Source organism: Haloferax marisrubri (genome assembly GCF_001469875.2).
GTDB classification, from domain to species: Archaea; Halobacteriota; Halobacteria; order Halobacteriales; family Haloferacaceae; genus Haloferax; species Haloferax marisrubri.
This window is the reverse complement of the sequence record NZ_LOPW02000003.1, coordinates 31,973-56,918: the sequence shown is the minus strand read 5'-3', so window position 1 is coordinate 56,918 and position 24,946 is coordinate 31,973. Positions and strand designations below refer to the sequence as shown.

The 24,946-nt window shown below is 66.9% G+C and carries 27 protein-coding genes and 1 pseudogene; 14 read left to right on the top strand and 14 right to left on the bottom strand.

The window, feature by feature from the left end; genetic code table 11:
- Positions 1-22: 22 nt before the first annotated feature.
- Positions 23-565 (bottom strand): acyltransferase, encoded by a 543-nt coding sequence (locus AUR65_RS01760; protein WP_058567958.1) that lies wholly within the window; start codon positions 563-565, stop codon positions 23-25.
- Positions 566-655: 90 nt separating this feature from the next.
- Complete coding sequence (purD, locus tag AUR65_RS01755) at positions 656-1,942, bottom strand: phosphoribosylamine--glycine ligase (protein ID WP_058567957.1); 1,287 nt, start codon at positions 1,940-1,942, stop codon at positions 656-658.
- A 177-nt stretch (positions 1,943-2,119) separates the two neighbouring features.
- Here purD and AUR65_RS01750 point away from each other — a divergent pair, with 177 nt between their 5' ends.
- On the top strand, positions 2,120-4,231 hold the full coding sequence (locus AUR65_RS01750; RefSeq protein WP_058567956.1) for a thioredoxin domain-containing protein: 2,112 nt from the start codon (positions 2,120-2,122) through the stop codon (positions 4,229-4,231).
- Positions 4,232-4,267: 36 nt separating this feature from the next.
- Here AUR65_RS01750 and AUR65_RS01745 read toward each other — a convergent pair whose 3' ends face one another.
- Positions 4,268-4,648 carry a thioredoxin family protein gene (locus AUR65_RS01745; protein ID WP_058567955.1) on the bottom strand — a complete coding sequence of 127 codons (381 nt, stop codon included), beginning with the start codon at positions 4,646-4,648 and terminating at the stop codon, positions 4,268-4,270.
- Between the two features lie 145 nt (positions 4,649-4,793).
- On the opposite strand from AUR65_RS01745, the gene AUR65_RS01740 reads away from it, so the two are divergent.
- Positions 4,794-5,714, top strand: a complete 921-nt coding sequence (locus AUR65_RS01740) for a PLP-dependent cysteine synthase family protein (RefSeq protein ID WP_058567954.1) — start codon at positions 4,794-4,796, stop codon at positions 5,712-5,714.
- Positions 5,715-5,735: 21 nt separating this feature from the next.
- On the opposite strand, the gene AUR65_RS01735 is transcribed toward AUR65_RS01740, so the two are convergent.
- The 3 genes from AUR65_RS01735 to thiI all read right to left on the bottom strand — a co-directional run bounded on the left by AUR65_RS01735 (position 5,736) and on the right by thiI (position 7,890).
- Entirely contained in the window at positions 5,736-6,188 is a 453-nt protein-coding gene (locus AUR65_RS01735; protein WP_058567953.1) for a DUF5804 family protein, read from the bottom strand.
- 42 nt (positions 6,189-6,230) lie between these two features.
- Positions 6,231-6,485, bottom strand: coding sequence for a hypothetical protein (locus tag AUR65_RS01730; protein WP_058567952.1), 255 nt, complete (start codon positions 6,483-6,485; stop codon positions 6,231-6,233).
- Positions 6,486-6,714: 229 nt separating this feature from the next.
- Positions 6,715-7,890 (bottom strand): tRNA uracil 4-sulfurtransferase ThiI, encoded by a 1,176-nt coding sequence (thiI, locus tag AUR65_RS01725; RefSeq protein WP_058567951.1) that lies wholly within the window; start codon positions 7,888-7,890, stop codon positions 6,715-6,717.
- A gap of 286 nt (positions 7,891-8,176) precedes the next feature.
- Here thiI and ppk1 point away from each other — a divergent pair, with 286 nt between their 5' ends.
- The gene (gene ppk1 / locus AUR65_RS01720) at positions 8,177-10,702 is read left to right on the top strand and encodes a polyphosphate kinase 1 (RefSeq protein ID WP_058568024.1); all 2,526 of its coding nucleotides are present in this window, start codon (positions 8,177-8,179) and stop codon (positions 10,700-10,702) included.
- Between the two features lie 67 nt (positions 10,703-10,769).
- Here the strand turns inward: ppk1 and AUR65_RS01715 are convergent, their stop codons facing one another.
- Together AUR65_RS01715 and cyaB are read right to left on the bottom strand one after the other, a co-directional pair.
- Positions 10,770-11,978: a methionine adenosyltransferase gene (locus AUR65_RS01715; RefSeq protein ID WP_058567950.1), complete on the bottom strand. Its 1,209-nt coding sequence runs from the start codon at positions 11,976-11,978 to the stop codon at positions 10,770-10,772.
- A 127-nt stretch (positions 11,979-12,105) separates the two neighbouring features.
- Positions 12,106-12,663, bottom strand: a complete 558-nt coding sequence (gene cyaB, locus AUR65_RS01710) for a class IV adenylate cyclase (RefSeq protein ID WP_058567949.1) — start codon at positions 12,661-12,663, stop codon at positions 12,106-12,108.
- 114 nt (positions 12,664-12,777) lie between these two features.
- Between cyaB and AUR65_RS01705 the strand changes: the two genes are divergently transcribed.
- The 9 genes from AUR65_RS01705 (at position 12,778) to AUR65_RS01665 (ending at position 19,606) form a co-directional block, all read left to right on the top strand.
- Positions 12,778-13,293 carry a DUF6789 family protein gene (locus AUR65_RS01705; protein ID WP_058567948.1) on the top strand — a complete coding sequence of 172 codons (516 nt, stop codon included), beginning with the start codon at positions 12,778-12,780 and terminating at the stop codon, positions 13,291-13,293.
- Between the two features lie 207 nt (positions 13,294-13,500).
- Positions 13,501-14,262 (top strand): cytochrome c oxidase subunit II, encoded by a 762-nt coding sequence (gene coxB / locus AUR65_RS01700; RefSeq protein WP_058567947.1) that lies wholly within the window; start codon positions 13,501-13,503, stop codon positions 14,260-14,262.
- The gene (locus tag AUR65_RS01695; RefSeq protein WP_058567946.1) at positions 14,259-16,820 is read left to right on the top strand and encodes a cbb3-type cytochrome c oxidase subunit I; all 2,562 of its coding nucleotides are present in this window, start codon (positions 14,259-14,261) and stop codon (positions 16,818-16,820) included. The genes coxB and AUR65_RS01695 overlap by 4 nt, the downstream gene beginning before the upstream one ends.
- 10 nt (positions 16,821-16,830) lie before the next feature.
- Positions 16,831-17,091 carry a cytochrome C oxidase subunit IV family protein gene (locus AUR65_RS01690; RefSeq protein ID WP_058567945.1) on the top strand — a complete coding sequence of 87 codons (261 nt, stop codon included), beginning with the start codon at positions 16,831-16,833 and terminating at the stop codon, positions 17,089-17,091.
- Positions 17,088-17,321, top strand: coding sequence for a hypothetical protein (locus AUR65_RS01685; protein ID WP_049896063.1), 234 nt, complete (start codon positions 17,088-17,090; stop codon positions 17,319-17,321). Before AUR65_RS01690 ends, AUR65_RS01685 begins: the two co-directional genes overlap by 4 nt.
- A 152-nt stretch (positions 17,322-17,473) precedes the next feature.
- Positions 17,474-17,749, top strand: a complete 276-nt coding sequence (locus AUR65_RS01680) for a hypothetical protein (RefSeq protein ID WP_058567944.1) — start codon at positions 17,474-17,476, stop codon at positions 17,747-17,749.
- Positions 17,746-18,174: a type II toxin-antitoxin system VapC family toxin gene (locus tag AUR65_RS01675; RefSeq protein ID WP_058567943.1), complete on the top strand. Its 429-nt coding sequence runs from the start codon at positions 17,746-17,748 to the stop codon at positions 18,172-18,174. The genes AUR65_RS01680 and AUR65_RS01675 overlap by 4 nt, the downstream gene beginning before the upstream one ends.
- A gap of 213 nt (positions 18,175-18,387) precedes the next feature.
- Positions 18,388-19,233, top strand: a complete 846-nt coding sequence (locus tag AUR65_RS01670) for an Imm49 family immunity protein (RefSeq protein WP_146047380.1) — start codon at positions 18,388-18,390, stop codon at positions 19,231-19,233.
- A gap of 163 nt (positions 19,234-19,396) precedes the next feature.
- Complete coding sequence (locus AUR65_RS01665; RefSeq protein WP_058567941.1) at positions 19,397-19,606, top strand: hypothetical protein; 210 nt, start codon at positions 19,397-19,399, stop codon at positions 19,604-19,606.
- 20 nt (positions 19,607-19,626) lie between these two features.
- Here AUR65_RS01665 and AUR65_RS01660 read toward each other — a convergent pair whose 3' ends face one another.
- From AUR65_RS01660 to AUR65_RS01645, 4 genes are read right to left on the bottom strand one after another with little or no spacing between them, the layout of a single operon-like run.
- Positions 19,627-19,914, bottom strand: a complete 288-nt coding sequence (locus AUR65_RS01660; RefSeq protein WP_058568023.1) for a DUF7410 domain-containing protein — start codon at positions 19,912-19,914, stop codon at positions 19,627-19,629.
- A gap of 20 nt (positions 19,915-19,934) precedes the next feature.
- Positions 19,935-21,359, bottom strand: a complete 1,425-nt coding sequence (locus tag AUR65_RS01655) for a hypothetical protein (RefSeq protein WP_058567940.1) — start codon at positions 21,357-21,359, stop codon at positions 19,935-19,937.
- Positions 21,356-22,063, bottom strand: a complete 708-nt coding sequence (locus AUR65_RS01650; RefSeq protein ID WP_058567939.1) for a DUF7546 family protein — start codon at positions 22,061-22,063, stop codon at positions 21,356-21,358. Before AUR65_RS01650 ends, AUR65_RS01655 begins: the two co-directional genes overlap by 4 nt.
- Position 22,064: 1 nt before the next feature.
- Complete coding sequence (locus AUR65_RS01645) at positions 22,065-22,526, bottom strand: hypothetical protein (protein ID WP_058567938.1); 462 nt, start codon at positions 22,524-22,526, stop codon at positions 22,065-22,067.
- Between the two features lie 155 nt (positions 22,527-22,681).
- On the opposite strand from AUR65_RS01645, the gene AUR65_RS01640 reads away from it, so the two are divergent.
- Positions 22,682-23,614 (top strand): FKBP-type peptidyl-prolyl cis-trans isomerase, encoded by a 933-nt coding sequence (locus AUR65_RS01640; protein WP_058567937.1) that lies wholly within the window; start codon positions 22,682-22,684, stop codon positions 23,612-23,614.
- Between the two features lie 73 nt (positions 23,615-23,687).
- Positions 23,688-23,954 carry a hypothetical protein gene (locus AUR65_RS01635; protein ID WP_058567936.1) on the top strand — a complete coding sequence of 89 codons (267 nt, stop codon included), beginning with the start codon at positions 23,688-23,690 and terminating at the stop codon, positions 23,952-23,954.
- A 33-nt stretch (positions 23,955-23,987) separates the two neighbouring features.
- On the opposite strand, the gene AUR65_RS01630 is transcribed toward AUR65_RS01635, so the two are convergent.
- Positions 23,988-24,611: an RAD55 family ATPase gene (locus tag AUR65_RS01630; RefSeq protein ID WP_058567935.1), complete on the bottom strand. Its 624-nt coding sequence runs from the start codon at positions 24,609-24,611 to the stop codon at positions 23,988-23,990.
- A 26-nt stretch (positions 24,612-24,637) separates the two neighbouring features.
- Positions 24,638-24,946: pseudogene (locus AUR65_RS01625) on the bottom strand (CDP-4-keto-6-deoxy-D-glucose-3-dehydrase); the annotation flags it as partial.

Here is a 24,946-nt window from a genome sequence, read left to right as displayed (position 1 = left end):
CGCGGCCCGCGACGACGACCGATTACGCTCCGTCAGTCTCGTCGCCGGACATGGGTCTCGCGGGCACGCCGGCCACCGTCTCTCCCGCGGGCACGTCGCGCGTGACGAGCGAGTTCGCCGCGACCTGCGCCCCCTCGCCGATGCGGACGCCCGGGAGGATGGTGGCCTTCGCGCCAATCATGGCGCGCTCGCCGACGACGACCTCACCGGTCCGGTACTCGTCTTGCAGGAACTCGTGACAGAGAATGACCGAGTCGTAGCCGATGATGGCGTCGTCCTCGATGGTGACGAGTTCCGGCCAGAACACGTCGGGCGTCGCTTCGAGCCCCCACGAGACGCCCGCCCCGACGGTGACGCCGATGCGTCTGAGCGCCCAGTTTCGAAGTTTGAGCGACGGCGCGATGCGCGCCACGAGGACGAACACGTAGTTGAGCATCACGCGCCAGACGGGCTTGGCGTCGGTCCAGTACTGCAGCGAGTTCCGCGGGCCGGGCGTCGGGTGGTGCTGGATTCGGTCGTGTCGGCGGGCGTCGCCGTCCGCCGGTGCGGCATCGTCGTCGGTCACGTCCGTCGATTGGGCCGCGGGGGTAAAAGCGCCCTCGGCGCGGGGGCGACGAGAGAAATAGAAACGCGGGGCCGCGGGGTCGGGTACTGCTTATTCGCCGCGGAGTTCGTCCATGTGGTCGATGCGGCGCTGGACGAGCGCCGCCGTGCCGATGTCGTGGCGGATGTGGAAGCCCTCGCCGGCGTCGGCGAGCGCGTCCTCCGCGAGTTCCTCCGCCTCGGCGATGCTGTCGGCGACGCCGACCACGGCGAACGACCGGGAGGTCGTCGTGTACAGACCGTCCTCGCGGTCGTCGACGTTCGCGTAGAACAGCAGCGCGCCGGCGTCCTCGTCCACTTCGACCGTGATTTCCGCGCCGGCCTCGGGGTCCGTCGGGTAGCCCTCGGGGACGGCGTACTTACAGACCGTGGCGGCCTCGGCGAAGTCGAGTTCGGGCAGGGACTCGCCCTCGCGGGCGGCCGTGAGCACGTCGATGAAGGGCGTTTCGAGGACCGGAAGCGTGTTCATCGCCTCGGGGTCGCCGAAGCGGGCGTTGAACTCGATAACCTTCGGACCCTCGGTCGTGAGCATGAACTGGCCGTAGAGGATGCCCTTGTAGTCCGGCAGCGCCTCGACGACGGCCTCGATGACCTCGACGGCGGCCTCGTAGTCGCCGTCGGCCATGAACGGCAGGGAGGGGGACACGTCGGTGTAGCTCCCCATGCCGCCGGTGTTCGGTCCCTCGTCGCCCTCGTAGGCGCGCTTGTGGTCCTGCACGGCGGGGCTGACGCGGAACTCGCCGTTGGCGACGAACGCCTGAATCGTGAACTCCTCGCCGATGAGGCGCTCTTCGAGGACGACGCGCTCGTAGTCCGAGTCGCGGAGGTACGCCTTCGCCTCCTCGGGCGTCACCTGGTCGCCGATGACCTTCACGCCCTTGCCGCCGGTGAGGCCCGCGGGCTTGACCGCGAGGTCGCCGTCGTAGTCGTCGATGTAGTCGCAGGCGGCCTCCATGTCGTCGAAGGTGGCGAAGTCGGGGTTGCCCGGAATCGCCTCGTCGCGCATGAACTGCCGCTGGAACGCCTTGTCCGTCTCGATGCGCGCCTCGGCCGCCTGCGGGCCGAACGTGTAGACGCCGGCGTCGTCGAGGGCGTCGGAGACGCCGGCCGCGAGGCCGGACTCCGGGCCGACGATTGCGAGCGTCGCGCCGACTGACTCGGCGTAGGCGACGATGTCCTCGGCGGCGGTCTCCGAAATCGTCTCGAAGCCCTCGGCGAGGGCGGCGATGCCGGGGTTTCGGTTGCTGGCGCAGGCGTACAGGTCGCAGTCGGGGGCCAGCGCGCGGGCAATCGCGTGCTCGCGGCCGCCGCCGCCGACGAGAAGGACGGTCTCGCTCATGGTCGCATACCCTGCGCACGGGAGTGTAAAGATTGCTCTTTATCGGCGACGAAATAGGCACGATTGTGGTTATTCTCGGTCACCAGCGAGGGGGACCCGCTGTCCGACCCACACCCCGCGCCGGCCACGACGGCCGTCTCCACGCCGCTTTAGTTCCCGGAGCGCCGACTCCGACGCATGTCCGACCCGGTGGGACGCAACCGACTCGACGACGAGCAGAGCCCGTACCTCCGCCAGCACGCCGACAACCCGGTCAACTGGCAACCCTGGGACGAGACGGCGCTCGACGCCGCCCGCGAGGCGGACAAGCCCATCTTCCTCTCGGTCGGCTACTCGGCGTGCCACTGGTGTCACGTCATGGCCGACGAGAGCTTCTCGGACCCCGACATCGCCGAGGTGCTCAACGAGCACTTCGTCCCGGTGAAGGTCGACCGCGAGGAGCGTCCCGACCTCGACCGCATCTACCAGACCATCTGCCAGCAGGTCACCGGCGGCGGCGGCTGGCCGCTTTCGGTCTGGCTCACCCCCGAGGGCAAGCCCTTCTTCGTCGGCACGTACTTCCCACCCGAACCGCGCCGCGGCGCGCCCGGCTTCCGCGACATCGTCGAGAGCTTCGCCGAGTCGTGGCGGACCGACCGCGAGGAGATAGAAAACCGCGCCGAGCAGTGGACGAGCGCCATCACCGACCGACTGGAGGAAACGCCCGACGTTCCCGGCGAAGCCCCCGGTTCGGAGGTCCTCGACACCACCGTGCAGGCCGCGCTCCGCGGGGCTGACCGCGACCACGGCGGCTTCGGCGGCGACGGGCCGAAATTCCCCCAACCCGGCCGCATCGACGCCCTGCTCCGCGGCTACGCCGTCTCCGGCCGCCGCGAGGCGCTCGACGTGGCGCGACAGAGCCTCGACGCGATGGCCAACGGCGGCCTCCGCGACCACCTCGGCGGCGGCTTCCACCGCTACTGCGTCGACCGCGAGTGGACCGTCCCGCACTTCGAGAAGATGCTGTACGACCAGGCCGGCCTCGCCTCGCGGTATCTCGACGCCGCCCGACTCACCGGCAACGACTCCTACGCGACCGTCGCCGCCGAGACGTTCGAGTTCGTCCGCCGCGAACTCAGCCACGACGACGGCGGCTTCTTCGCCACCCTCGACGCCCAATCCGGCGGCGAGGAGGGCACCTTCTACGTCTGGACGCCCGACGACGTGCGCGACCTCCTCCCCGAACTCGACGCCGACCTCTTTTGCGACCGCTACGGCGTCACGCCCGGCGGCAACTTCGAGCGCAAGACGACCGTCCTGAACGTCTCGGCGACGACCGCCGAACTCGCCGACGAGTACGACCTCGACGAGTCCGAGGTGGAAGACCGACTCGAAAAGGCCCGGAAAGCGCTGTTCGCCGCCCGCGAGGGACGCGAACGGCCCGCCCGCGACGAGAAGGTGCTCGCCGGCTGGAACGGCCTGATGATTTCGGGGTTCGCGCAGGGGTCGGTCGTCCTCGAAGACGACTCGCTCGCTGACGACGCCCGTCGCGCCCTCGACTTCGTGCGCGAGCGCCTCTGGGACGACGAGACCGAGACGCTCTCGCGGCGCGTGATGAACGGCGAGGTGAAAGGCGACGGCTACCTCGAAGACTACGCCTTCCTCGCGCGCGGCGCGTTCGACCTCTATCAGGCGACCGGCGACCTCGCGCCGCTCTCGTTCGCGCTCGACCTCGCGCGGGCGACCCGCCGCGAGTTCTACGACGCCGACGCGGGCACGCTCTACTTCACCCCCGAGAGCGGCGAGTCGCTCGTCACCCGACCGCAGGAGCCGACCGACCAGTCCACGCCGTCGAGCCTCGGCGTCGCCACGTCGCTGTTCTTGGACCTCGAACAGTTCGCGCCGAACGCCGACTTCGGCGAGGTCGCGGACGCGGTCCTCGGCTCGTTCGCCAACCGCGTCCGCGGCAGTCCGCTCGAACACGTCTCGCTCGCGCTCGCCGCCGAGAAGGCCGCCAGCGGCGTCCCCGAACTCACCGTCGCCGCCGACGAGGTTCCCGACGAGTGGCGCGCGACGCTCGCCTCGCGGTACTTCCCCGGTCTCGTCGTCTCCCGTCGCCCCGGCACCGACGAGGAACTCGACGCGTGGCTGGACGAACTCGGACTCGACGAGGCCCCGCCAATCTGGGCCGGCCGCGAGGCGGCCGACGGGGAGCCGACCGTCTACGCCTGCGAGAACTTCACCTGCTCCGCGCCGACCCACGACCTCGACGAGGCGCTGGCGTGGTTCACGGCGGGCGAAGGTGCGTAACGGCGGGAGCGACTGCGAGAAAAGCGGCGTCGGCGCTCAGTTCGAGAGCCGCTCTGCGAGATAGACCGCAATCGGAACGTCCTCTTCTTCCACGAATCGAGCGACCTCCTCGCCGTCGAGTTCGACGACGACCGTCGGGATGAGTTCGATGTCGTACTCCTCGACGAGCGGGCCGACCTTCGAGCCGTCGTCGGCCTTCTCGACGGGGTAGTGGTCGATTCGCTCGGCGGGGACGCCGGCGGCGTCGAGCGCCGCCGCGAAGTCGGGGAGCTGTCCGCGGCAGTCGCCGCACCAGTCGCCGCCCCAGACCTTGAACGTGTAGTCTGCGGCCGCGAGGGTGTCGACCACGTCGGGGTAGGACGCCGCGTCCCACGCGGGGTTCGGTTGCATCGTTTCGAGCGTCTCGGCTTCGGCCATGCGCCGGTGTACCGGCCGAGCGGATTTAACGGGTGCGCTCGCGGCGGGGCTCGCCGCCCGCGCTCGTCGCCGTTCGCCCCCGAGACGGTGGCCGTATCGTCCGCCTCCGCCAGTCGTTTAGTGTCGCGCCGTCTACGGAGGGTCGATGGACGACAGTATCCTCGACGCTATCGGGTCGCCGCTGGTCCGCGCCGACTCCCCCGAGGGGTCGACGGTCGCGGCGAAGATAGAGTCGAAGAACCCGGGCGGGTCGGCGAAGGACCGCCCCGCGTTGGCGATGGTCGAGGCGGCCGAGGAGGCCGGTGACATCTCGCCGGGCGACCACCTCGTCGAACCCACGTCCGGGAACACCGGTATCGGACTCGCCGTCGTCGCGGCGGCGAAGGGCTACGACCTGACTATCGTCATGCCGGACTCGATGTCGCCCGAGCGCCGCGAAATCATGCGCGCCTACGGGGCGACCATCGAACTCGTCGAGGGCGATATCTCCGCCGCGAAAGACCGCGCGGACGAACTCGAAGCCGAGGGCATGTACCAGCTCCGGCAGTTCGAGAACCCGGCGAACCCGGAGGCGCACTACCGGACGACCGCCGAGGAGATTCTCGAACAGGTGGGCGACCGCCGCATCGACGCCTTCGTCGCCGGCATCGGTACCGGCGGCACGATTTCGGGCAACGGCCGCCGCCTCGTCGAGGAGTTCCCCTCGATGCGCGTCGTCGGCGTCGAACCCGCCGAGAGCGCCGTCCTCTCGGGCCACGAGGTCGGAAACAACGACTTCCAGGGGATGGGGCCGGGCTTCGTCAGCCCCAACCTCGACACCGACCTCATCGACGACGTGGAAATCGTCGAACTCGCCGACGCCGAGGCCGAGTGTCGCCGCCTCGCCCGCGAGGAGGGCATCCTCGTCGGCCAGTCGTCCGGCGCGTCGCTCCTCGCTGCCAAGCGCGTCGCCGAGCGACTCGCCGACCCCGACGCGGACGACGGAGACCAGCCGCTCGTGGTGACGGTCTTCTGGGACTCCGGCGAGCGCTACATGTCCACCGGGATGTTCGACGCCGACGAATAGCGGTCGCTCGACGCCCTGTTTTCACCGACCGAACTCGTCTTCCGCGACTCTGACGACGAGCGTTCGCTCCACGTCTCTGAGGTCGTAGTCGGGGACCGAGCCGTCGACGCGCGTCACGTACATCGGCTCGACGAGGCGGCCGTCTTCGACGCCGTAGATTGCGAGGTGGTCGCCGGTGTCTTCGGGCTGGACCTTCCCGTCTCGAATCTGCCGGGCGAGGTCGCGGGAGAGCCACTCGTCGGTCGAGACGGAGGGCTCGCGGACCAACGAGAAGTCGGCGAACCGGACGAGATACCAGTTGAGGTCGTTGAGAAGCGAGACGGCCGCGCCGAGACTCACCGTGTCGACCGAAAGCGAGTTGTCGAACGGTTCCGAGATGTCGTAGGTCGAAAGCGCCGCGCGCGCGGTGTCGCGCGACAGCAGTTCGTACTGGAGGTGGACCTCCTCCGCGCCGACGATACAGACCTGCGTCACGTCGAGAGGGAGGGTCCGGACTCGGTAAAGCGGTTCCGGTACTCAGGCGGTCGATTCCCACTCGGCGGCGCAGGACTCGTCGCAGAAGACGACGCGCTCGCGCTCGAGGGTTATCTTACCGGGCTTGTCGATGTCCCGCTCGAGGAGGACCTGATAGTGCGCTTCGCTCATGTCGACGCGGGCGCGGCACGCCGCGCACCGCTCGACGGTGTCGCTCCAGTCGGTCCGCGACGCCCGGTGGCTGACGCGCCACTCGGGGCCGGGGTGTCCGTGACCGGGATGCGATGTTTTCGACATGGGAGAACTCTAGCGCCCACGGTAAATAAAGCCATTTTTGTGCAATTGTTCATTCGAAACGAATCTAAACGTTTGAAGAATCGTGACTATGGTGGTGGTTTGCACGGTTCGTGTGTGCGTCGGTACCGCACCTCGGAGGGGTCGCTCCGGCGTTCTTTCTCGCAGTCGGCCGTCGTCTCGTGCCCCCGTTCCCGCGCTCACTCACTCACTCACTCACTCACTCACTCACTCACTCGCCGTCGGGCGAGACGACCACCCGCTCGCGGGCGGCCTCAACCGCGAGGTCGAACAGGTCGTCGGGTTCCGCGGCCTCGACGGCCGACAGCGAGGCGTTCGTCTCGGGGAAACTCGGCGCGACGCGCTCGCACCCGACGGGGAGCGTCGAGTCGTCGTAGGTGCCGAGGTCGCGGGCGGCCGCGACGATATCGGTCTTGTCGCGGGTCAAAAGCGGGCGGTGGACGGGGTAGTCGACCGCGGCCTCGGTGACGGCGAGGTTCTCGCCGGTCTGACTCGACTTCTGGCCGAGCGACTCCCCGGTCACGATTGAGTGGGCGTGCTCGTCGGTGGCCACCTCGGCGGCGATGGCGAGCATGGCGCGCCGAAGCGAGAGCATTCGGGTGTCCTCGACGGACTCCATCAGTCGCTCGACCACGTCACCGGCCGGGACGACGTGTACTCGCATGTCCGCGTTCGGGGCGCGGCGGGCGATGGTCCGAACCGTCTCGATGGCCCGCGCGCGGTGGTCCGCGCCGCCGTAGTCGCCCAAGTCGACGTAGACGGGGACGATTTCACAGCCGCGGCGCATCAGCTCCCACGTCGCCACCGGCGAGTCGATGCCGCCGGAGACGAGCGAGACGGCCCGTCCCTGCGTTCCGAGCGGGAGGCCGCCAGGGCCGTCGAACCGCCGCACGGAGAGATACGCCGTCTCCTCGCGGCACTCGATTCGGTAGGTCCGGTCGGGGTCGTCGAGGTCCACGGGCGCGCCGGTCGCCTCGACGACGGCGCTCCCGGCCTCGCGTTCGAGGTCGGAACTCGTGAACTCGTGTTGGTCGGCGTCGCCGATGCGGTCGGCGTCGATGGCGAACGCCGCCCCATCGGAGTGGTCGGACGCGAGGCCGCGACAGACCGTGACGATGTCGTCGAGGACGGGGTCGCAGGTGACGCAGGGGCGCGCCCAGACGACGCCCGGAACCTCGGCGTAGGCGGCCGCGACGGCGTCGGCGTCGGCCACGTCGCGGACGAGCAGGCGGGACCACTCCCGCTCGACGCGGCCCGAGAGCGAGCGGTCGTCGAGAACCGCCTGGAGGTTCGTCCGCAGTCTGGCCTCCATCTTCGCCCGGACGCTCGAACTCTTCGTGCCCACCTCGCCGTAGCCGACGAGGACGACGTGCGCCGTCTGATTCACGGTCGACGTTCTCCGCCGGCACCCTTCAGCGTCTCGTTTCGCGGGACGTTCGCATCCGGCTCGGCACGCCGCTCTCTCTCTCACTATTAGTGTTATATATCTGTAAATAGTACAATTTACTGAACCGTAGACAGACGGCGAAACAATATAAACCACTTAATAGATTTCACGCCGTTTCTGATTCGTACAACCACCGAACGATTCGCCGTCGCGCTCGACGCCCGCCCGACGTTCGCCCGACCATTTGCCGCTCACCTGACGCCCACCTGACGCCCACTCGATGCCAATGACCGACGAGTTGCCAACCGACATCGACCTCACAGACCCCCAGTACTATCTCAATCGCGAGCTGAGCGAACTGGAGTTCCAGTCTCGCGTGCTCAACGAAGCCCTCGACGACCGGAACCCGCTTCTCGAACGGGTCCGCTTTCTCTCCATCTTCACGAAGAACTTAGACGAGTTCTTCATGAAGCGCGTCGGCGGGCTGAAACAGCAGATAGACGCCGGCGTGACGGAGCGGACGACCGACGGCCGGACGCCCCGCGAGCAGTGGGAGGAGGCCATCGACAAGGCCCGACCCATGTTCGAGCGACAGGCCGCGTGCTACCGCGAGGAGATTCGCCCGGCGCTCGCCGAGGCGGGAATCCGCATCTGCGACTACGACGACCTGACGCCCGACCAGCGGGCGGAGATGCGCGACTACTTCGAACTCTCGGTGCTGCCGACGCTCACACCCCTGTCGTTCGACCCGGCGCACCCGTTCCCGTTCATCTCGAACCTCTCGCTGTCGCTCGCGGTCGTCACCCGCGACGACGACGGCGACCAGACGTTCACCCGCGTGAAGATTCCGCAGAACCGCCCGCGACTCGTGGAGGTCGAGACCGACGGCGACGAGGTCCGATACGTCCTCTTGGAGGAGGTCATCCGCGCCAACCTCGACCTGCTGTTCCCGAACGTCGAGGTCGTCGACACCGCGGTGTTCAAACTGACGCGGAACGCCGAGGTCCGCCGCAACGAGGAGGTCGCGGAGGACCTCATCGACATGATAGAGGAGGTGCTCGAACAGCGCCGCTTCGCCACCGTCGTCCGCCTCGAAATCGAGGCCGACGCGCCCGAGGCCGCGCGGGACCTCCTCGTCGAGCAGTTGGACCTCGACGACCGCGAGGTGTTCGAACTCCGCGGGCCGCTCGACTACCGCGAACTGATGGACCTCACGGAACTCGACCGCCCGGACCTCTCGCTGGAGTCGTGGACGCCCCAGCCGCACCCGCGGTTTTCGGACCTCGACGCGACGGACGCGGGAATCGGTCCGGGCGCGTCGGCCAGCGAGGCGGCCGCCGAAGACGGCGACACCATCTTCGACGAGATTCGCCGCAAGGACGTGCTGTTGCACCACCCGTACCACTCGTTCGGCGACACCGTCCAGGAGTTCCTCGACGAGGCCGCCAACGACCCCAACGTGTTGGCCATCAAGGCCGCAATCTACCGGACGGCCTCGGACTCGAAAATCATCGAGGCGCTCATCGACGCCGCCGACAACGGCAAGCAGGTCGCGGCGATGGTCGAACTCAAAGCGCGGTTCGACGAGCAGAACAACCTCGAATGGGTCCGTCGCCTCGAAGAAGAGGGCATCCACGTCGCCTACGGCACCATCGGTCTCAAGACGCACACGAAGACCGCGCTCGTCGTCCGCGAGGAGGAAGACGGCGTCCGCCTCTACTCCCACGTCGCCACCGGGAACTACCACTCCGGGACAGCGAAGGGCTACGTCGACCTCGGCGTCCTCACCGCCGATCGCGACATCGGCCAGGACCTCGTGAAGGTGTTCAACTTCTTCACCGGCCCCTCCTTGGACGAGGAGTTCCGGAAGCTCCTCATCGCGCCCGTGACGATGCGAAACGAGTTCACGAAGTGCATCCGCCGGGAGGCCGAACACGCCCGCGCCGGCCGCGACGCCCGCATCGTCGCCAAGATGAACGCCCTCGAAGACCCGGGCATCGTCGAGGAACTGTACGAGGCCTCGATGGCCGGGGTCGACATCGACCTGCTCGTCCGCGACATCTGTCGGCTCCGCCCCGGACTGGAGGGCATCTCGGAGACCGTCACGGTCCGGAGCGTCGTTGACCGCTTCCTCGAACACTCCCGCATCTTCTACTTCGAGAACGCGGGCGACCCGGACTACTACATCGGCTCCGCCGACTGGATGACCCGCAACCTCGACAAGCGCGTGGAGGCCATCGCGCCCGTCGAGGACCCCGACATCCGCGAGCAGTTGCGGTTCATCCTCGAACTCGGCTTCGCGGACAACCGGAAGGCGTGGGAGATGCACGCCGACGGCACCTACGACCAGCGCGACCCGGGCGACGGCCACGAGATTAGCATGCAGAAGATTCTGATGGAGCAGACGCTCGCGGCGTCGAACACGCCCGGCGTCCACCGCGGCATCTCGGCGTCCCACCCCGACGTGCCCGAGACGCTCCTCGTGGAGTCCCACCCGTCCGTGATGGCTCCCCGAGACGGCGCGGCGACTGCGGACGATGTCGAGGACGACGGGGCTATAGATGCGGGTGAAGCCGAGGAGGAGGACGGCACCGACCCCGCCACCGAACCCACCGTCGATGCGGCCGCGGGCGCACCGAAGAACGGCGACCCGCAGCACGTCCTCGACGACTTCCCCGAGAAGTGGTACGTGCCGAGCAGTCGGCACTACGAGTACGCGGTTCGGACGCCGGACGGCGACCGCGACTACCGGAAGACGGCCGAGGCGGCCGCGCGACTGGTCGAAAAGTACTACGTCGAGCAGTCGGAGTAATCGCAATCGCCCTCGCGGGCGACGCGGCGTTCGGTGTCCTGTTTTCGAGACGCTCCGAGGCGACGCCTCAGAACGTGCTGAGTTCGCCTTCGATGGTCCGACGGGTGATGTCGGTCACGTTGGCGAGTTCGCGGTCGATGATGGCGACGACTTCGTCTTCGATGTCGGCGACGGTGACGCCCTCGTCCGTGATGACCTTCGCGTCGGCGACGTGCGGTTCGTCGATGGGGCGACCGATCTGCGAGAGCAGGCGGACCTGCAGGTCGCGGATGCCGTCGACCTCGGCGACGACTGTCTCGGCGATGTGGGTCGAAAGCAGGTTGTAAATCTTCCCGATGTGGTTGACGGGGTTCTTGCCGGAGGTCGCTTCCATGCTCATCGGGCGGTTCGGCGTGATGAGACCGTTGGCGCGGTTACCGCGGCCGACGGAGCCGTCGTCGCCCTGCTCGGCGGACGTGCCGGTCGTCGTGAGGTAGATGGAGCCCTCCTCGTAGTCGTCGGCGGTGTTGACCTCGACGTTGACCTCGCGGTCGGTGTAGTCGGTGGCGAGGTCGGTGACGAACTCGCGGACGTCGTCGACGGCGGCGACGTAGTCGTCGATGTCCTCGATGTACTGGTCGACCATCGCGGCGGCGACGGTCACGTCGATGACGTCGCCCTCGCGCTTGCCCATGAGCTTGATGTCCTGTCCGAGCTCGGGGTGGTCGTCGCCGTAGGCCGCGCCGTTGAGGGCGCGCTCGGCTTCGAGGACGATGCGCTCCGTCTCGGTCAGGGGGGCGTGGCCGACACCGAAACTCGTGTCGTTGGCCATCGGGACCTGCTGGGTCTCCTCGCCGAACACGTCTTGGAGGTCGCCGGAGCCCTCGCCGAGTTTCACGTCGACGATGATGTCCGTTCCCACGTCGAGTCCGGGGATGTTCTCGTTGAGGTACTCGCGGGCGGCCCGGAGCGCCGTCGAATCGACGGGAATCTTCTCGCCGTCGTACTCCTTCGTGGCGCGGCCGACGATGAGGAGATAGATGGGTTCGATGACCTCGCCGCCGCCGAAGGCGGGCGCGGCCGTACCGGCGACGAGTTGCGTCTCGTCGGTGTTGTAGTGAAGCACCTTGCCGACGCGGTCCAGATAGAGGTTCGAGAGGGCGCGGGAGACGCTCTCGGCGATGCCGTCGGAGATGGAGTCAGGGTGACCGATTCCCTTTCGCTCGACGATTTCGACCTCCTGGTCCTCGACCGCGCGCTTGTCGGCGGATTCGAGGCGGATATTTCGGTCGCTCATTGGCGGGACGTACCCGGCGGGCGGTTCTATAACTTGCGGAAACCTTTGGCCACCCTCGTATTACCTGAGAGTATGCTCGGGCAGTATCTGCCGAGAGAACGGACGCCTGCGAGGGGCGATAGGCCGGCTATTCCTCGGGCGACCCGAGGAGCATCCCGAGGTAGGAGGTCCGAATCTGGTCGTCGGGGTCGAGACCGAGGTCCCGGAGGACGGCGAACGCCCCCTCGCGGGCGTCGTCGACGCCGGACTCGACCTCGACTTCGACCTCCACGAACTCGCCGAGGCCCGACACCGAGTCGAGCGAGACGGTGTAGCCGTCGAGGGCGAACCGCTCGCGGTCTTTCTCGACGGTCGCGGCGGGTTCGAACCCGACCGCTTCGCAGATATCGTCCATCGTCTCGCCGTCTTCGACGCCCGTCTCGTACTCCCGGCGGGTCTTCGACGACTCGTCCACGAGCGGTCCCTTGTAGGTGACGACGGTCTCCTCGTCGGCGAGTTCGCCGCCCTCGTAGCGCGACTCGCGCCGGAGTCTGAGCGCCTCGTCGGTCTCGGCGAAGTCCCTGTGCGGGGCGTCGTAGTAGGTGTCCGTCTGGGCGACGCGGTTGACCTGTTCGGCTTCGGCCGCGTCGAGTCGCTCGCGAACCGCGTCGTGGTCCGCGCGGACCTTGACCTCGACTTCGTACATGCTTCGACGGGCGCGTTCGGAGGGCAAAAACGTCGGTGTCTCGCGCCGGCGACCCCTCAGTATCGGGGTATTTGTTACCTTTTATCATGCAAGACTGCGTAGTACGACGAGAGTATGAGCCAAGAGACGCCGAACCCGGCCACCGCGGTAGAACAGCAAGTCGGCGAGGCCGCCGACTACGAAATCACGGGTAACGTCATCCTCACCGCGATGGCGAGCGGGTTCGTCGGGACGGTGTTGATGCTGCCCGTTCTCGTCGGTATTCCCGAACTCCTCGGTCTCTTCACGACCGAGCCGATTACCCGGTTCGCCGGGATGGCGGCGTTCTTCGGCTACGAACCGACGCTCGCCCTCGGGGCGTTCCTCTTCGGTATCGGCGGGGTCGTCGTCCTCCCGGTGACGTTCGTCGTCGTCGGGGCGTTCCTCCCGCCGGAGTCGCCGAAGTACCTCCGGGGCGTGTCGTTCGCGACGCTCTACTGGGTGGGGTTCGTCCCGGCGTTTTGGCCGCAGGCCGACGCGTTCGTCATCCTCTCGTTCCTCGTGTTCTCGCTTCTGGCCCACTGGGTGTACGGCCTGTCGCTCGGCTACCTGCTCGACCTGTTCGCGGACATCCCGCAACACGAGGTCTGACCGGGCGTCGCCGCCGGTCGGGTCGCCGTCTGTCGTCGTCCACCGCCGCCGTCTGTCGCCGTCCGCGACCCCGACCGCCGCCCGTTTCGTTCTCCCCGACGTTCGCCGTGAGCGACCGAAACCGCGCGTCTGACGCCGCCCGCCCTCGATTTCTCCGAAACAATAATCATCACGAACGTTAATTATCTTATTTGGGTGGTGTTATCAATGGTCACGGAACTCGTACTGACGGCCGCGTTCCCGCTCCAGTCGGGGTTGGTCCCGCGAGGGACGCGCGCGTTCGTCTTCGAAAGCATCTTCGAGGTGTTCCTGCTCTTGGGGACGCTCGTGGGTGTCGTCGTCGTGGGGTACATGCTCTACAACGCGTACAAGTATCGCTCCGGCTCCGGAAACGGTCACATCGACGACGGGGACCGCCTCGTCCTCGGCGAACTCCCGTCGGGAAGCGGCGGGGGCCGGAAGTTGTTCACCTCGTTTTTCATGAGCATGGTCATCGTCGTCTCGCTGGTCTCGTGGACGTATCTGACGCTCCTGTACGTCGAGGAGGGGCCCGCGGACGACGAGTCGCTCGACGTGGACGTCGAAGGCTACCAGTTCGGCTGGCGCTTTACCTACCCGAACGGCCACACCACAGACGGCGTGCTTCGAGTCCCCGCTGACCGGCCCGTCCAACTGACGATTACCACCGCGGACGTGTTCCATAACTTCGGGGTCACCGAGTTACGCGTCAAGTCCGACGCCATCCCCGGCCAGGAGACGGAGACGTGGTTCACCGCCGACGAACCGGGGACGTACACCGCGCAGTGTTACGAACTCTGCGGGGCGGGCCACTCCTACATGTCCGCCGAGGTCATCGTGATGCCGCCCGACGAGTACGAGGCGTGGTACGCGAACACGACCGCGGATAGCGAAACCGCGGACAGCGCGACCGCGAACGAGTCGAGCCTCCGGCCGGCGGTGGTACCATGACCGACGCGTCTCCCGAGCGGGACGCCGCGGCCGACGGCGGCCACGAGGTCGCACACGACGACCACGGCCACGACTTCCCCGGCACGGGGAGCATCAAGCGCTGGTTCGTCACGACGAACCACAAGGACGTCGGCATCCTCTACATCGTCACGTCGCTTTTCTTCCTCGTGCTCGGCGGCGTCCTCGCGTGGCTGATGCGCATCCAACTGTTCGCACCGCGCGGCCTCGGCGAGGGGATTCTCGCGCCCGTCGCGTACAACCAGGCCGTCTCGGCCCACGGGCTGTTGATGGTGTTTTGGTTCCTCTCGCCGTTCGCGTTCGGCTTCGCCAACTACGTCGTCCCGCTCCAACTCGGCGCGAAGGACCTCGCGTTCCCGCGGCTCAACGCGCTGTCGTACTGGCTCTATCTATTCTCCGGCATCCTGTTCGGCGTCTCGTTCTTCCAAGGGGGGACGTTCTCCGGCGGGTGGACGATGTACGCCCCGCTGAACGTCCCGACGTTCACGCCGGACGTGGGGGCGTCGACGGCCGTCTTGGCGCTCGTGTTGTTCGTCGCCTCGGTCACCGTCTCGTCGGTCAACTTCCTGACGACGATGCATCGGATGCGCGCCGAGGGGCTGACGCTCCGGAATCTCCCGCTGTTCAGTTGGACGATTCTCCTGACCGCGTGGATGATGCTGTTCGCCTTCGCGGCGCTTCTGGCGGCGCTTCTGGTGCTCTCGTCGGACCGCCTGCTCGGGACGACCTACTTCGCCATGGAGTCGCCGGCGGGGGCGCTCCTGTGGACGCACCTGTTTTGGTTCTTCGGCCATCCCGAGGTGTACATCGTCTTCTTCCCGGCGCTCGGCGTCATGGCGGAGGTGTTCCAGACGTTCACCGGCCGCCGTATCGTCGGCCGCAAGTGGTTCATTCTCGCGATGGTGCTCGTCGCCATCCAGAGCTTCGCCGTCTGGATGCACCACATGTTCCTGACGAGCATCAACCTGCAGGTGAAGACCCTGTTTATGATTACCACTATCGGCATCTCGCTGCCGTTCGACCTGATGGTGTTCGCGCTCATCTACACGATGCTGAAGGGGAAGATACGCTTCACGACGCCCTTCCTGTTCGTCTTCGGGGCGCTCCTGTTGTTCATCATCGGCGGCATCACCGGCGTCTTCCTCGGCGCGGTCGTCCTCGACTACGAGTTCCGCGGCACCTACTGGGTCGTCGCCCACTTCCACTACGTGATGGTCGGCGGGGTGACGGCGCTCGTCGGCGGCCTCTACTACTGGTTCCCGAAGATGACCGGCCGGATGTACGACGAGTTCCTCGGCAAACTCCACTTCGCCGTCTACTTCGTCGGCTTCAACCTGCTGTACTTCCCGCTTTTCGTCGCGTGGGAGACGCCCCGACGCGTGTTCGACTACGCGCCCGAACTCGCCCCGTGGCACCAACTCGCCACCGTCGGCGGGTTCGTCCTCGGGCTGTCGTTCCTCATCATGTTCTACAACCTGTTCAAGAGCGCCTTCGTCGGCGACCCCGCGCCCGACAACCCGTGGGAGTACGCGACGACGGCCGAGTGGGCCGTCTCGTCGCCGCCGCCGCTGGAGAACTTCGACGGGACGCCGACCTACCGAAACGGACACCTCGAATTCCTCGATACCGGCGAAGTCGCGCCGACCGAGGGCCGGTCTGACGGGCCGACCGGCGCGGCAGTCTCAGACGGCGGCGTCACCGCATCGGCGACGACGGCGGTCACGGCGGACGCGGAACTGCCGACCGCCGAAGTGACCGAAGTCGAGGGGCCGAGCCACGCGAGCATCTGGCCGTTCGTCCTCTCCGCTGGCGCGTTCCTCGTCCTCCTCGGCCTCTCGCCGCTTCAGGACGCCGCGTTCCCCGAGGGGATGGTCGGGGCCGCCTACGCGACCACGACCGTCGCGGGCGGCGTCGTCACCCTCGGGTCGCTCGTCGCCATGGGGCTCGAACCGTTCCACGGGCCGGTCTTCGAGGAGGGCGAGGCGTGGCCCTTCGCCGGCATCGACAACGGCAAGGTCGGGATGTGGATATTCCTCGCGTCCGACGTGGTGCTGTTCGGCGGCTTCCTCGGGGCCTACGTGTTCACCCGGGTCGCCTTCGGTTGGACCGGCTGGGAGCCGATTCCGTCCGACCCGATTCCGGGGCTCGTGAACACCTACATCCTGCTGACGAGCAGTTTCACGGTCGTACTCGCGCTCGTCGCGGCCGAGAAGAAACACAAGTGGGGCCTCGTGACGAGCCTCGGCGCGACGTTCGTCCTCGGCATCGGCTTCCTCGTCAACAAGGGGTTAGAGTGGCAGCACCTGTTCCACGAGGGGCTGTGGCTCTCGACGAACGTCCGCGCCTCGACGTTCTTCCTCACGACCGGCCTGCACGCCGCCCACGTCATCGCGGGGCTCGTCATCGCGCTGTACCTGACCGCGCGCGCCTGGCGGGGCGCGTATCTCGAAGACAGCCGCTCGGTGGAGTACTTCGGCCTCTACTGGCACTTCGTCGACATCGTCTGGCTGTTCCTGTTCCCGCTGTTCTACATCCTGTGAGGTGACAGAAATGGTATCAACGAAACTCTATACGGCGATTTACGTGGTGTTGTTCGTCTCGGCGACCGTCCAAGTGCTGGTCGAGTTCGCCGGACTGAGTTACTGGCTGGCCTTCGGCGTCATCATGGTCCTGTCGGCCGCGAAGGCGGTGCTGGTCGCGGCGTACTTCCAGCACCTCCGGTTCGAGCCGCGGTCGCTGACGTATCTGGTCGGCATCGGCCTCGTGGCCGCGCTGGCGCTCACGCTCGCGGCGTCGTACTCGCTCCTCTGACCGTGCGAGCCGACTCTCATCCCCGCTGGCGCTCCCGCGAAACCCTCGTCGCGGTCGGCTACGCGCTCCTGTTTTCGGTCCCCGTCGGCGTCGGCGTGACTGTCATGATGACCCGCGTCGCCCCCGGCAGGCTCACCGACCCGCTCGTCGTCGGCCCCGGTCTCGTCCTCGCGGTGGCCGTCTTCGCGCTCGTCGTCGCCGCTGCGACGACCGGCGAGAACGCGGCCTAACTGGACGTTGCTTCCCTTCTTGTGGCTCTATCGAACTTCTTAGAAACTGACAGAAACCGTGTGACACAGACAGAGGGTGAGCTCAGCAAACTCCCGTTACACTAGTAGGGGCGGTAGCAAACTTTACCCAGTAGTATGTTCTACTAGCTAGCATGGCCACGTCGGTAAAGATGGACGACGACACAAAATCCCGTCTCGAACGGTTACAGGCCGAGATTCGGCTCAAGACGGGGAGGCGAGTGACGCAACAGGAAATCTTGGCACGGCTCGTCGAGCATGCCATCGAGTCCAAAGCAGATCTCATCGACTCGTTCCGTGAGAAACGTGTCCCTCTTGCAGAGTCCGAGCGCGAGAAGTTCCACGAAGGGATGATTTCGTCCGGAGCCACGACGACCGAAGAAGACATCGACGACGTGCTGTACGGATGAGTGTCTTCGTCGATACTGGCGTGTTTTTTGCGCATCACGATACGGATGCTGACCGGCACGACCAAGCTGTCAGTGCATTCGACGAACTGTTCGATGGGGAGTACGGACAACCGTACACGAATAACTACGTTTTCGACGAGACTGTAACGCTCACACGTGCTCGAACAGGTTCGTTCGAGGCTGCAGATACTGTCGCCAGTCGCATTCTTGGCGAAGAACCGTTTCCGCAAGTTTTCGAGATGATTCACGTCGAACCAGACGATGTTCGGGCGTCGCTAGAGACGTTTCGTCGATACCAGGACCACGAACTCAGCTTTACTGATGCGACGATAGTCTCTCTGTGTGAGTCACGTGGTATCGACGCCGTGTTGAGCTTCGACACGGATTTCGATGGACTCGTTGACCGCATCGAACCGGGATACTAAGGATGTCTCACCCGGAGTGCCCGATCCAAATCAGACAGACGGTGCGTGCTGAAATTAGCGGGTGTGGCCAGCATACGATTTCGGTGTGGTCTCGAAACCGTACCCTTCCGATTTTCGGGAGATTCCCCGGGAATTGCGGCCGCGAACGAGACAAGTTAAACCGCCGACAATACAGGCTACTATATCTGTCTAACTGCCGTACTGTACGTACCGATGGTCCCCTCAGAGAAAGAACTTCACGAGATTCGTGACAGGATGTCGCCATCCAGAAAGACGGCATTCAGGGTGCTTCAACGAATGACCGATGAAGGTCGCGTTCCGGCATCTGTCTATGCCGGATTCTTCAATCCTGATTTAGCTGTTGGTAGTGTTGAGTTGCTACTCGGAAATGTGTTAGTAGCTAGAAAATGGTTCGCTGAGAGTGCCCTCGCCATGGTAATGTCGTTTTCACTCATTCAACAGCATCACGAGGAGATCGGAAAAGGGGCTTATTTAGATCTACCCATCTACGCAGAGCGTGCCCTTCGCAGCGCGTTTCTTTCAGCAGACCCGCGCGTCGTTGGTAGAGTAACCGACGAGATTCTCACTCTCGACGAGACATACGTTACTCGATATTACGGTGAAATGACTCGGTTCTATCACGTTAGTGGTCTCGCGTACCTCCTTCGGGGAAACCAAAATCAGGCAGAGGCTGCAGTATTCAATCTCGAAAAGGCTGTTGATCGGAGTGACCAATATCTTGCGACTGAACTAGCAAAAGCGTACGCAGATGCACTCAACGGACTCATCGATGACGATAAACAATTAGTCCAAAACGGCGTGGACTCGATGGCTGCTTACCATCGGCGATACCACACAGGAGATGGGTTCAAAGATATTGTCGACCATCGTACGTGTTCCTATCTCGTGCTCGCCCACCATCGGGGGATGAACGTTCACGTCGACAACGAGTACGTGCCAGCGGAACTCTACGATCTCGAATGGGGGTCAGTCGAACTCCCCGAGGATACACCAGATGCCTTGTGGGACCTGTACGAGAATGCCGATGCGGTAGCGTAGCAATGGACGATTGCCGTCGTAACTCTAATTGGCTGTGACCGACTCGCGCTCTGTATTCAGCACGGCCGCAGAAAACTATCAGTAACTGAGGACTCCAACAGCGTCTCTTTACCTCCGCCGCCTTGCACGTACCTTCTTTGACTTCGGTGTGTTAATGGTACACATGAATCGGACTACTGTCGCACTCGTGGCCGCCTTCGGGGCCGTCGTTCTCGGTCTCGCGGTCCTCCTCGCCTCGGAGGCCGTCGGCGCGAGCGAATCGTTCGTCGTGGTGGGCGGCGTCGTCGCGCTGGCCGGCGTCGGCGTCCTCACCGGCGTCGTGATGCGCCTGCCGGACCCCGGCGAAGGCGAACACGGCGGCGACCACGCCTGACCGCGCCGCCCGCGCTCCTCTCACAGGCTGAAACCGACCACCGCGAGCAGGAACAGCGCCGTGAACACCACGCCGAGCGCGCCCGCGACCTTCAGGTGATAGACGAACAGGTCTTCGGCCTCGGCCTCGACCGCCGCCTCGTACGCCGCGATTTCGGCGTCACTCAACCCCCCGTGGGCGTCGCCGACGTGGAGGTCTCGGAGTCGTTCCCGTCGGAACGGGCGGCCGCAGTAGGGACACGTCGCCGCCGCGGTCTCGCCGTCGGGGACGGCGGTTTCGGGGACGACGACCGATTCTTCCCGGCTCACCCCGCGACTCGCTTTGCGACTCACCCCGCGACACCTCCGACCGTCGGTTGGGCGACGACCCACAGGCTCGCCATCGTGTAGCAGACCGTGACGGCGACGAAGGGGTACTCGGTCCGGAGCGGTTGCAGGCGACCCGGAAAGAGGTCGAACGCGCGGGCGTGGGCCACCCACACCGAAAGCAGGTGGCCGAGGACGACGAACGCCAACTGGAGGCCGCCGAACCACGCCGGAACGACCAGCACCGAGGGGTTCGCGGGCGGCGACAGCGGCGAGGCCGCGACCGCGACCAGCGCGGGCGCGAGTCCGACGACGTAGCCGAGGAAGTGCGCGAGGTGGTAGCCGGCGGCGATGGGGACCAACGCGGGCGCGAACCAGCCGGCGACGAAGCCGACGGTCACGTACGTGTCCGCGGTTCGGCGGGCGACTCGCGCCGCCAGCCGGTAGCCACCGAGGAAGACGAGGAAGCCCGCGACGATGCCGGCGAGGTTCACGAGCCACGCGGGGGCCGGGCCCGCGGCGTCGAGGACGCGACCCCACGCGACGGTGACCACGAGGCCGTCGAACGTCGTCACCCAGAGGAGCGCGACGACGAACGCCACGTCGTCGGCTCCCAGTCGTTCGCGGGTACGCGCCAGCCCCGCGCCGGGAACCGAAATCGAGAGGCCGCCGTCGTCGCCCCGCTGGACTGGGGCGAGGAGGCCGTACAGCCGGAACACCCGAGCGACGGGGTCGGCCCGGCGGAACCACGCGTCACCGTAGACGACCGCGCCGCCGACAGTGGCGAGGCTGTACGCGACGACCACGGCCGCGAGCGCCCGCGGGTCCGCCGCGAGCGGGCTGACGACCTCCAGCCAGACGAGTCCGAGCAGACCGGCGACGCTCGGCCACGACCCGAGCCGGTCGGGGTAGGGCCGCGACAGCCTCTCTGCCCCCGCGAACCGCCCCCGAAGCGCCGCGCCGAGCGTCCGCCACGGGTTCACAAGCGGCCACGCGTTCCCGACGAGGTAGGTGACCATCGTGAATCCGGCCCACCAGCCGACCCAGACGAGCAGGACGCCGAGGTTGACGATGCCGACGGGCGGCCCGAACAGCCCGAAGGCGACGACGAGGACGAGCGCGGCGACGCCGAGTAGCTTGAGCGCGGCTTCGGCGGTCGCGACGCCCCCGGCGAGTCCTCCGATTCGGACGCCCGCGCGCCCGAAGGCGTCGAGCGTCTCGTCGTCCGTGACGAACGCCGACAGCAGGAACGAGACGCAGACGACGCCGCCGCCGGAGACGACGACGAGCCAGAACGGGGCCGGGACCGAGCGGAGCGACCCGGCCAGCGAGCCGGCGTGCGCGAGCGCCGGAGTGGAAAAAGCGACCGAGGCGACCGCGAACGCGGCGAACCGGACTGCACCGCGACGAACGGCGGCGCGAACGTTCCCCTCGGCGCGCCGGCTCATCGCCGCGCCCGCTCCGCCAGCGACGGTCCGAACGCGAGCAGGGCCACGGCGGCGACGAACACGAGCGTCGAGATATCGACCGAGAGCGCCCGGAGCGCGCTCACGACGCCGGTGCCGCCGGCCGCGCCCGCGGCGAGGCCGCCGACGAGCGGGAAGGTACAGCCGACGCACGAGACGAGTCCGAGCGCCCCCGAGAGCGCGCGCTTCGCGGCGTCGAGGACGGCGGCGTAGACGAGGTACGCGAGCGCGAGGTAGCCGGCGACGCGGTACGGGACGAACGTCGCCGAAACGACTTCGCCGGCGTAGCCGACCCGCGGCCCCCACCCCGGCGCGGCGAGCGAGAACTGCCAGCCGGTCGAGTGGTACGCGACGGCGTGCCCGTTGCTCCCGCCGAGAAGCCCGGCGAGGTCAACGGCCACCAATCCGGCCAGCGACGCGAGGACGAAGAAGTACGCGCCGGCGACCGCGCCGGCGACGAGTCGCGCCCGACCGCTCGCCTGCGGCGGGTCGGTCCAGAGGACGGCCGCCGCGCCGACGGTTATCCAGACGAACGGGTAGAACAGGTACCGGACGCTCTCGACGCGCTCCGGCGCGGCGGAGAGGTACGCCCCGACGGCGAGCGCCTCGACCCAGCAGAGCGCCGCGAGCCACCACAGTCGCGGCGCGTGCCGGGGGTCGAGTCGCCCCGCGTACGAGGTCGCCATCTCAGAGGAGGCCCACCAACCTGAGCGCGACGCCGACGACGAACAGCAGGCCGAGCACCCACGACCCGAGGAGCGCCGCCTGCGACCGTTCCAGCCCGCGCCCCCGCGCGGCGTGGTACGTCCCGTAGAAGAGGTACGCCACGACGACGGTGAGCGTCCCGGCGACGAGCACCGGCCCCGCGGCGCTCGTCACGCCCTCGGGGATGGTGCTGCCGCCGACGAACAGCACCGCCACCGCGCCGAAGCCGAGCGCCGCGAGCAGGAACACGAGCGACAGGACCGTCGGGTCGTCGGCCCACCGACGGGCGGCGCTGTCGCTCGCGCCGCCCGCCGACCCGCCGCCGGTCGGCGTCGGAACGCTCGTGACGGTGTAGTGTCGCCAGCCGCGACCGGTCAGAAACACGGTGAGCGCCAGCAGTACGACGCCGAGGACGAACCCGAGGAACAAGCCAGTCTGTGCCATGTGAACACGCCTCGTTTTCTATAACTATTGACAATGATATAAGCGATTCGACCCCACAGCGGCCCTCGGGGTCGAGTTCCCGGGTGTCGGCCGCCTCGAACACGTCGCGGCAGCGAAACGTGATTCTTAAGGGTCGCACGAGTCACGTAGCGTGTATGAGCGACGAACAGCAGGCGGAGGCCGAGCAGGTCGATGAAGAGGTCGAGTCCGGTATTCAGGACGGCGACTTCGTCCGCCTCGCGTACACGGTGCGAACGATCGAGGACGGCGACGTCGTCGACACGACGGACAAAGAAGTGGCCGAAGAGGCCGAGATCGACGTCGAGGGCTACGAGTTCGAGCCCCGCGTCGTCATCGTCGGTGCCGGTCACGTCTTCCCCGAGGTCGACGAGGCCCTCATCGGTGCCGAGGCTGGCGACGAGGGTACCGTCGAGATTCCGGCGGTCGACGCCTTCGGCGAGTACGACGAGGACGAGGTGCGCACGGTCAGCGCCAACAAGATCGACGAGGACGACCGCTACCCCGGCGCACAGGTCACCATCGACGGCGACCAGGGTCGTCTGGAGACCATCATCGGCGGTCGCGCCCGCGTCAACTTCAACCACCCCCTCGCCGGCGAGGACCTCGAATACGAGTACGAAGTGCTCGAACTCGTCGACGACCGCGAGGAGCAGGCCTCCGGCCTCCTCGGCATGTACCTCCAGCAGGCCCCCGAAGTCTGGATTCAGACGGACGAGGTCGAAGAGGAGCAGGTCGTCGAGTCCGACGACGACGAGGATGAAGACGCCGAGCCCGAGACGGAGACCGTCACCGTCGAGAAGGACACGCTCTACATCGAGGCGACGCCCCAGATGACGATGAACCAGCAGTGGATGTTCTCCAAGCAGCAGATTGCGCAGGACATCATGCAGCGGCTGGACATCGACCGCGTCATCGCGCAGGAGACCATCGAGGGCGGCATGGGCGGCATGGGCGGCCTCGGCGGCATGATGGGCGGCGCGGGCGGCGCTGACATCGAAGAGGCCATCGAGGACGTCGACATCGACGCCGACGAACTCGCCGCGGAACTCGACGCCGACGAAGAGTAAGCGAGTCCGCCGCCCTCGCCGTCCCGGCGAATCGGCGGCTTCTTGATACTCGCCTTCCGACCGCCTCGTAGCTATGGCTTCGTCAGACGACGCCGCGACGGCCGAGTTCCGCGACCTCACAGACGTGAAAGTCGCGCTCGTCGCCGGGCTCTGCACCGTCGCATTGACGCTCTCGCTCAAGTACGGCGCCGGTATCGAGGTGCCGTTCGTCTACCGACTCTCCCCGCTCGCACCGTACTTCGCCTACGTCTTTTCCCGCGGCGCGGCGCTGTCCGCCCGGACGTGGATGGCGCTCATCGCGGCCGTCACGCTCGGCACGTTCGGCTTCTTCGCGTTCTGAGCGTCGCCCGTCGCCCGCCCGTCGCCGCCGCGCTCAGGCGATGTCGCGGCTGGTGTCGACGGTGACACGCTCCGCGAGCCGGAGCTTGATGGTCTCGTCGAGCGCCCGTCCGCCGCGGAACTTGGGGACCGCGAGCCGATTGACGATTTCCGAGCCGTCTATCTTCGTGTCGAGGTCAAACACCACGTCGGCCATGTGCTCGGTCAGGTCGCGGTTGTCCGGAACGGTCTCGCCTTTCAGCCCGTGGAGCACGGTCAGTCCGCGGGTGTTGACCATGTGCGTCTGGAGGTCGTTGAGGAACTTCCGATAGCGAGCGCCCTCGCTCCGTTCGAGTACGTCAACCACGTCGATGACGAGGTTCGCGCCCTCTGGGAGGTCGCGGACCAGACTGCTCGCCGTGTCGAGCGGCGCGTCGCCGCCCACGTCGCGGACGGTGGGGCTCCCGGTCGGGCCGGGATTCCGTTCCAGCGCGTCGGTGACGGCCTGTTCCGAGCGAATCGTCGTCAGCCACAGCGTCCCTCGGGTGGTCGTGAGCTCGTGTAAGAACAGCTCCGACTGGCTGGCCGGGTCGGCGGCGAGGAGGACGATGCTCCCCGCGGGAATGCCCCCGCCGAGTTGGCGGTCGAGCACGTCGATTCCCGTCGCCAGTCGAGACATGCTCGTGTGTTAGGGGGTCGCTCATATTACTTCTTCCCCGGTATCTTGTCGGCGATTCGACGGTACGCGGCCCGAACTGTCGGACGAGTGAGGACTGGCGACGACTCCTCCGGAACGGTCCCGAGCACCGGCGCGCCCACGAGGTCGGACACCGCCTCGGGGGCCATTCGTGAACGTGAGATGATACATCCGACGACCGGAGTACCGAGCGCCCGCGCCATCGCGGCCGTCTTGGCGGCGTCGCGGAGCGCCGGGGCGCACAGCGGCGACACGACGACCACGGCGTCGGCGACGCGGAGCGGGACGGCGGCATCGGGCCCAGCGCCCGCGGGGCA

Coding starts and splice junctions, on each gene's coding strand:
- AUR65_RS01705 (WP_058567948.1), top strand. CDS start 12,778: ATGAGCCAAGAGACGCCGAACCCGGCCACCGCGGTAGAACAGCAAGTC.
- AUR65_RS01740 (WP_058567954.1), top strand. CDS start 4,794: ATGGACGACAGTATCCTCGACGCTATCGGGTCGCCGCTGGTCCGCGCC.
- AUR65_RS01680 (WP_058567944.1), top strand. CDS start 17,474: ATGGCCACGTCGGTAAAGATGGACGACGACACAAAATCCCGTCTCGAA.
- cyaB (WP_058567949.1), bottom strand. CDS start 12,663: ATGTACGAAGTCGAGGTCAAGGTCCGCGCGGACCACGACGCGGTTCGC.
- AUR65_RS01695 (WP_058567946.1), top strand. CDS start 14,259: ATGACCGACGCGTCTCCCGAGCGGGACGCCGCGGCCGACGGCGGCCAC.
- purD (WP_058567957.1), bottom strand. CDS start 1,942: ATGAGCGAGACCGTCCTTCTCGTCGGCGGCGGCGGCCGCGAGCACGCG.
- AUR65_RS01670 (WP_146047380.1), top strand. CDS start 18,388: ATGGTCCCCTCAGAGAAAGAACTTCACGAGATTCGTGACAGGATGTCG.
- AUR65_RS01745 (WP_058567955.1), bottom strand. CDS start 4,648: ATGGCCGAAGCCGAGACGCTCGAAACGATGCAACCGAACCCCGCGTGG.
- coxB (WP_058567947.1), top strand. CDS start 13,501: ATGGTCACGGAACTCGTACTGACGGCCGCGTTCCCGCTCCAGTCGGGG.
- AUR65_RS01635 (WP_058567936.1), top strand. CDS start 23,688: ATGGCTTCGTCAGACGACGCCGCGACGGCCGAGTTCCGCGACCTCACA.
- AUR65_RS01630 (WP_058567935.1), bottom strand. CDS start 24,611: ATGTCTCGACTGGCGACGGGAATCGACGTGCTCGACCGCCAACTCGGC.
- AUR65_RS01665 (WP_058567941.1), top strand. CDS start 19,397: ATGAATCGGACTACTGTCGCACTCGTGGCCGCCTTCGGGGCCGTCGTT.
- AUR65_RS01655 (WP_058567940.1), bottom strand. CDS start 21,359: ATGAGCCGGCGCGCCGAGGGGAACGTTCGCGCCGCCGTTCGTCGCGGT.
- AUR65_RS01715 (WP_058567950.1), bottom strand. CDS start 11,978: ATGAGCGACCGAAATATCCGCCTCGAATCCGCCGACAAGCGCGCGGTC.
- AUR65_RS01650 (WP_058567939.1), bottom strand. CDS start 22,063: ATGGCGACCTCGTACGCGGGGCGACTCGACCCCCGGCACGCGCCGCGA.
- ppk1 (WP_058568024.1), top strand. CDS start 8,177: ATGACCGACGAGTTGCCAACCGACATCGACCTCACAGACCCCCAGTAC.
- AUR65_RS01675 (WP_058567943.1), top strand. CDS start 17,746: ATGAGTGTCTTCGTCGATACTGGCGTGTTTTTTGCGCATCACGATACG.
- AUR65_RS01690 (WP_058567945.1), top strand. CDS start 16,831: ATGGTATCAACGAAACTCTATACGGCGATTTACGTGGTGTTGTTCGTC.
- AUR65_RS01750 (WP_058567956.1), top strand. CDS start 2,120: ATGTCCGACCCGGTGGGACGCAACCGACTCGACGACGAGCAGAGCCCG.
- AUR65_RS01730 (WP_058567952.1), bottom strand. CDS start 6,485: ATGTCGAAAACATCGCATCCCGGTCACGGACACCCCGGCCCCGAGTGG.
- AUR65_RS01645 (WP_058567938.1), bottom strand. CDS start 22,526: ATGGCACAGACTGGCTTGTTCCTCGGGTTCGTCCTCGGCGTCGTACTG.
- AUR65_RS01640 (WP_058567937.1), top strand. CDS start 22,682: ATGAGCGACGAACAGCAGGCGGAGGCCGAGCAGGTCGATGAAGAGGTC.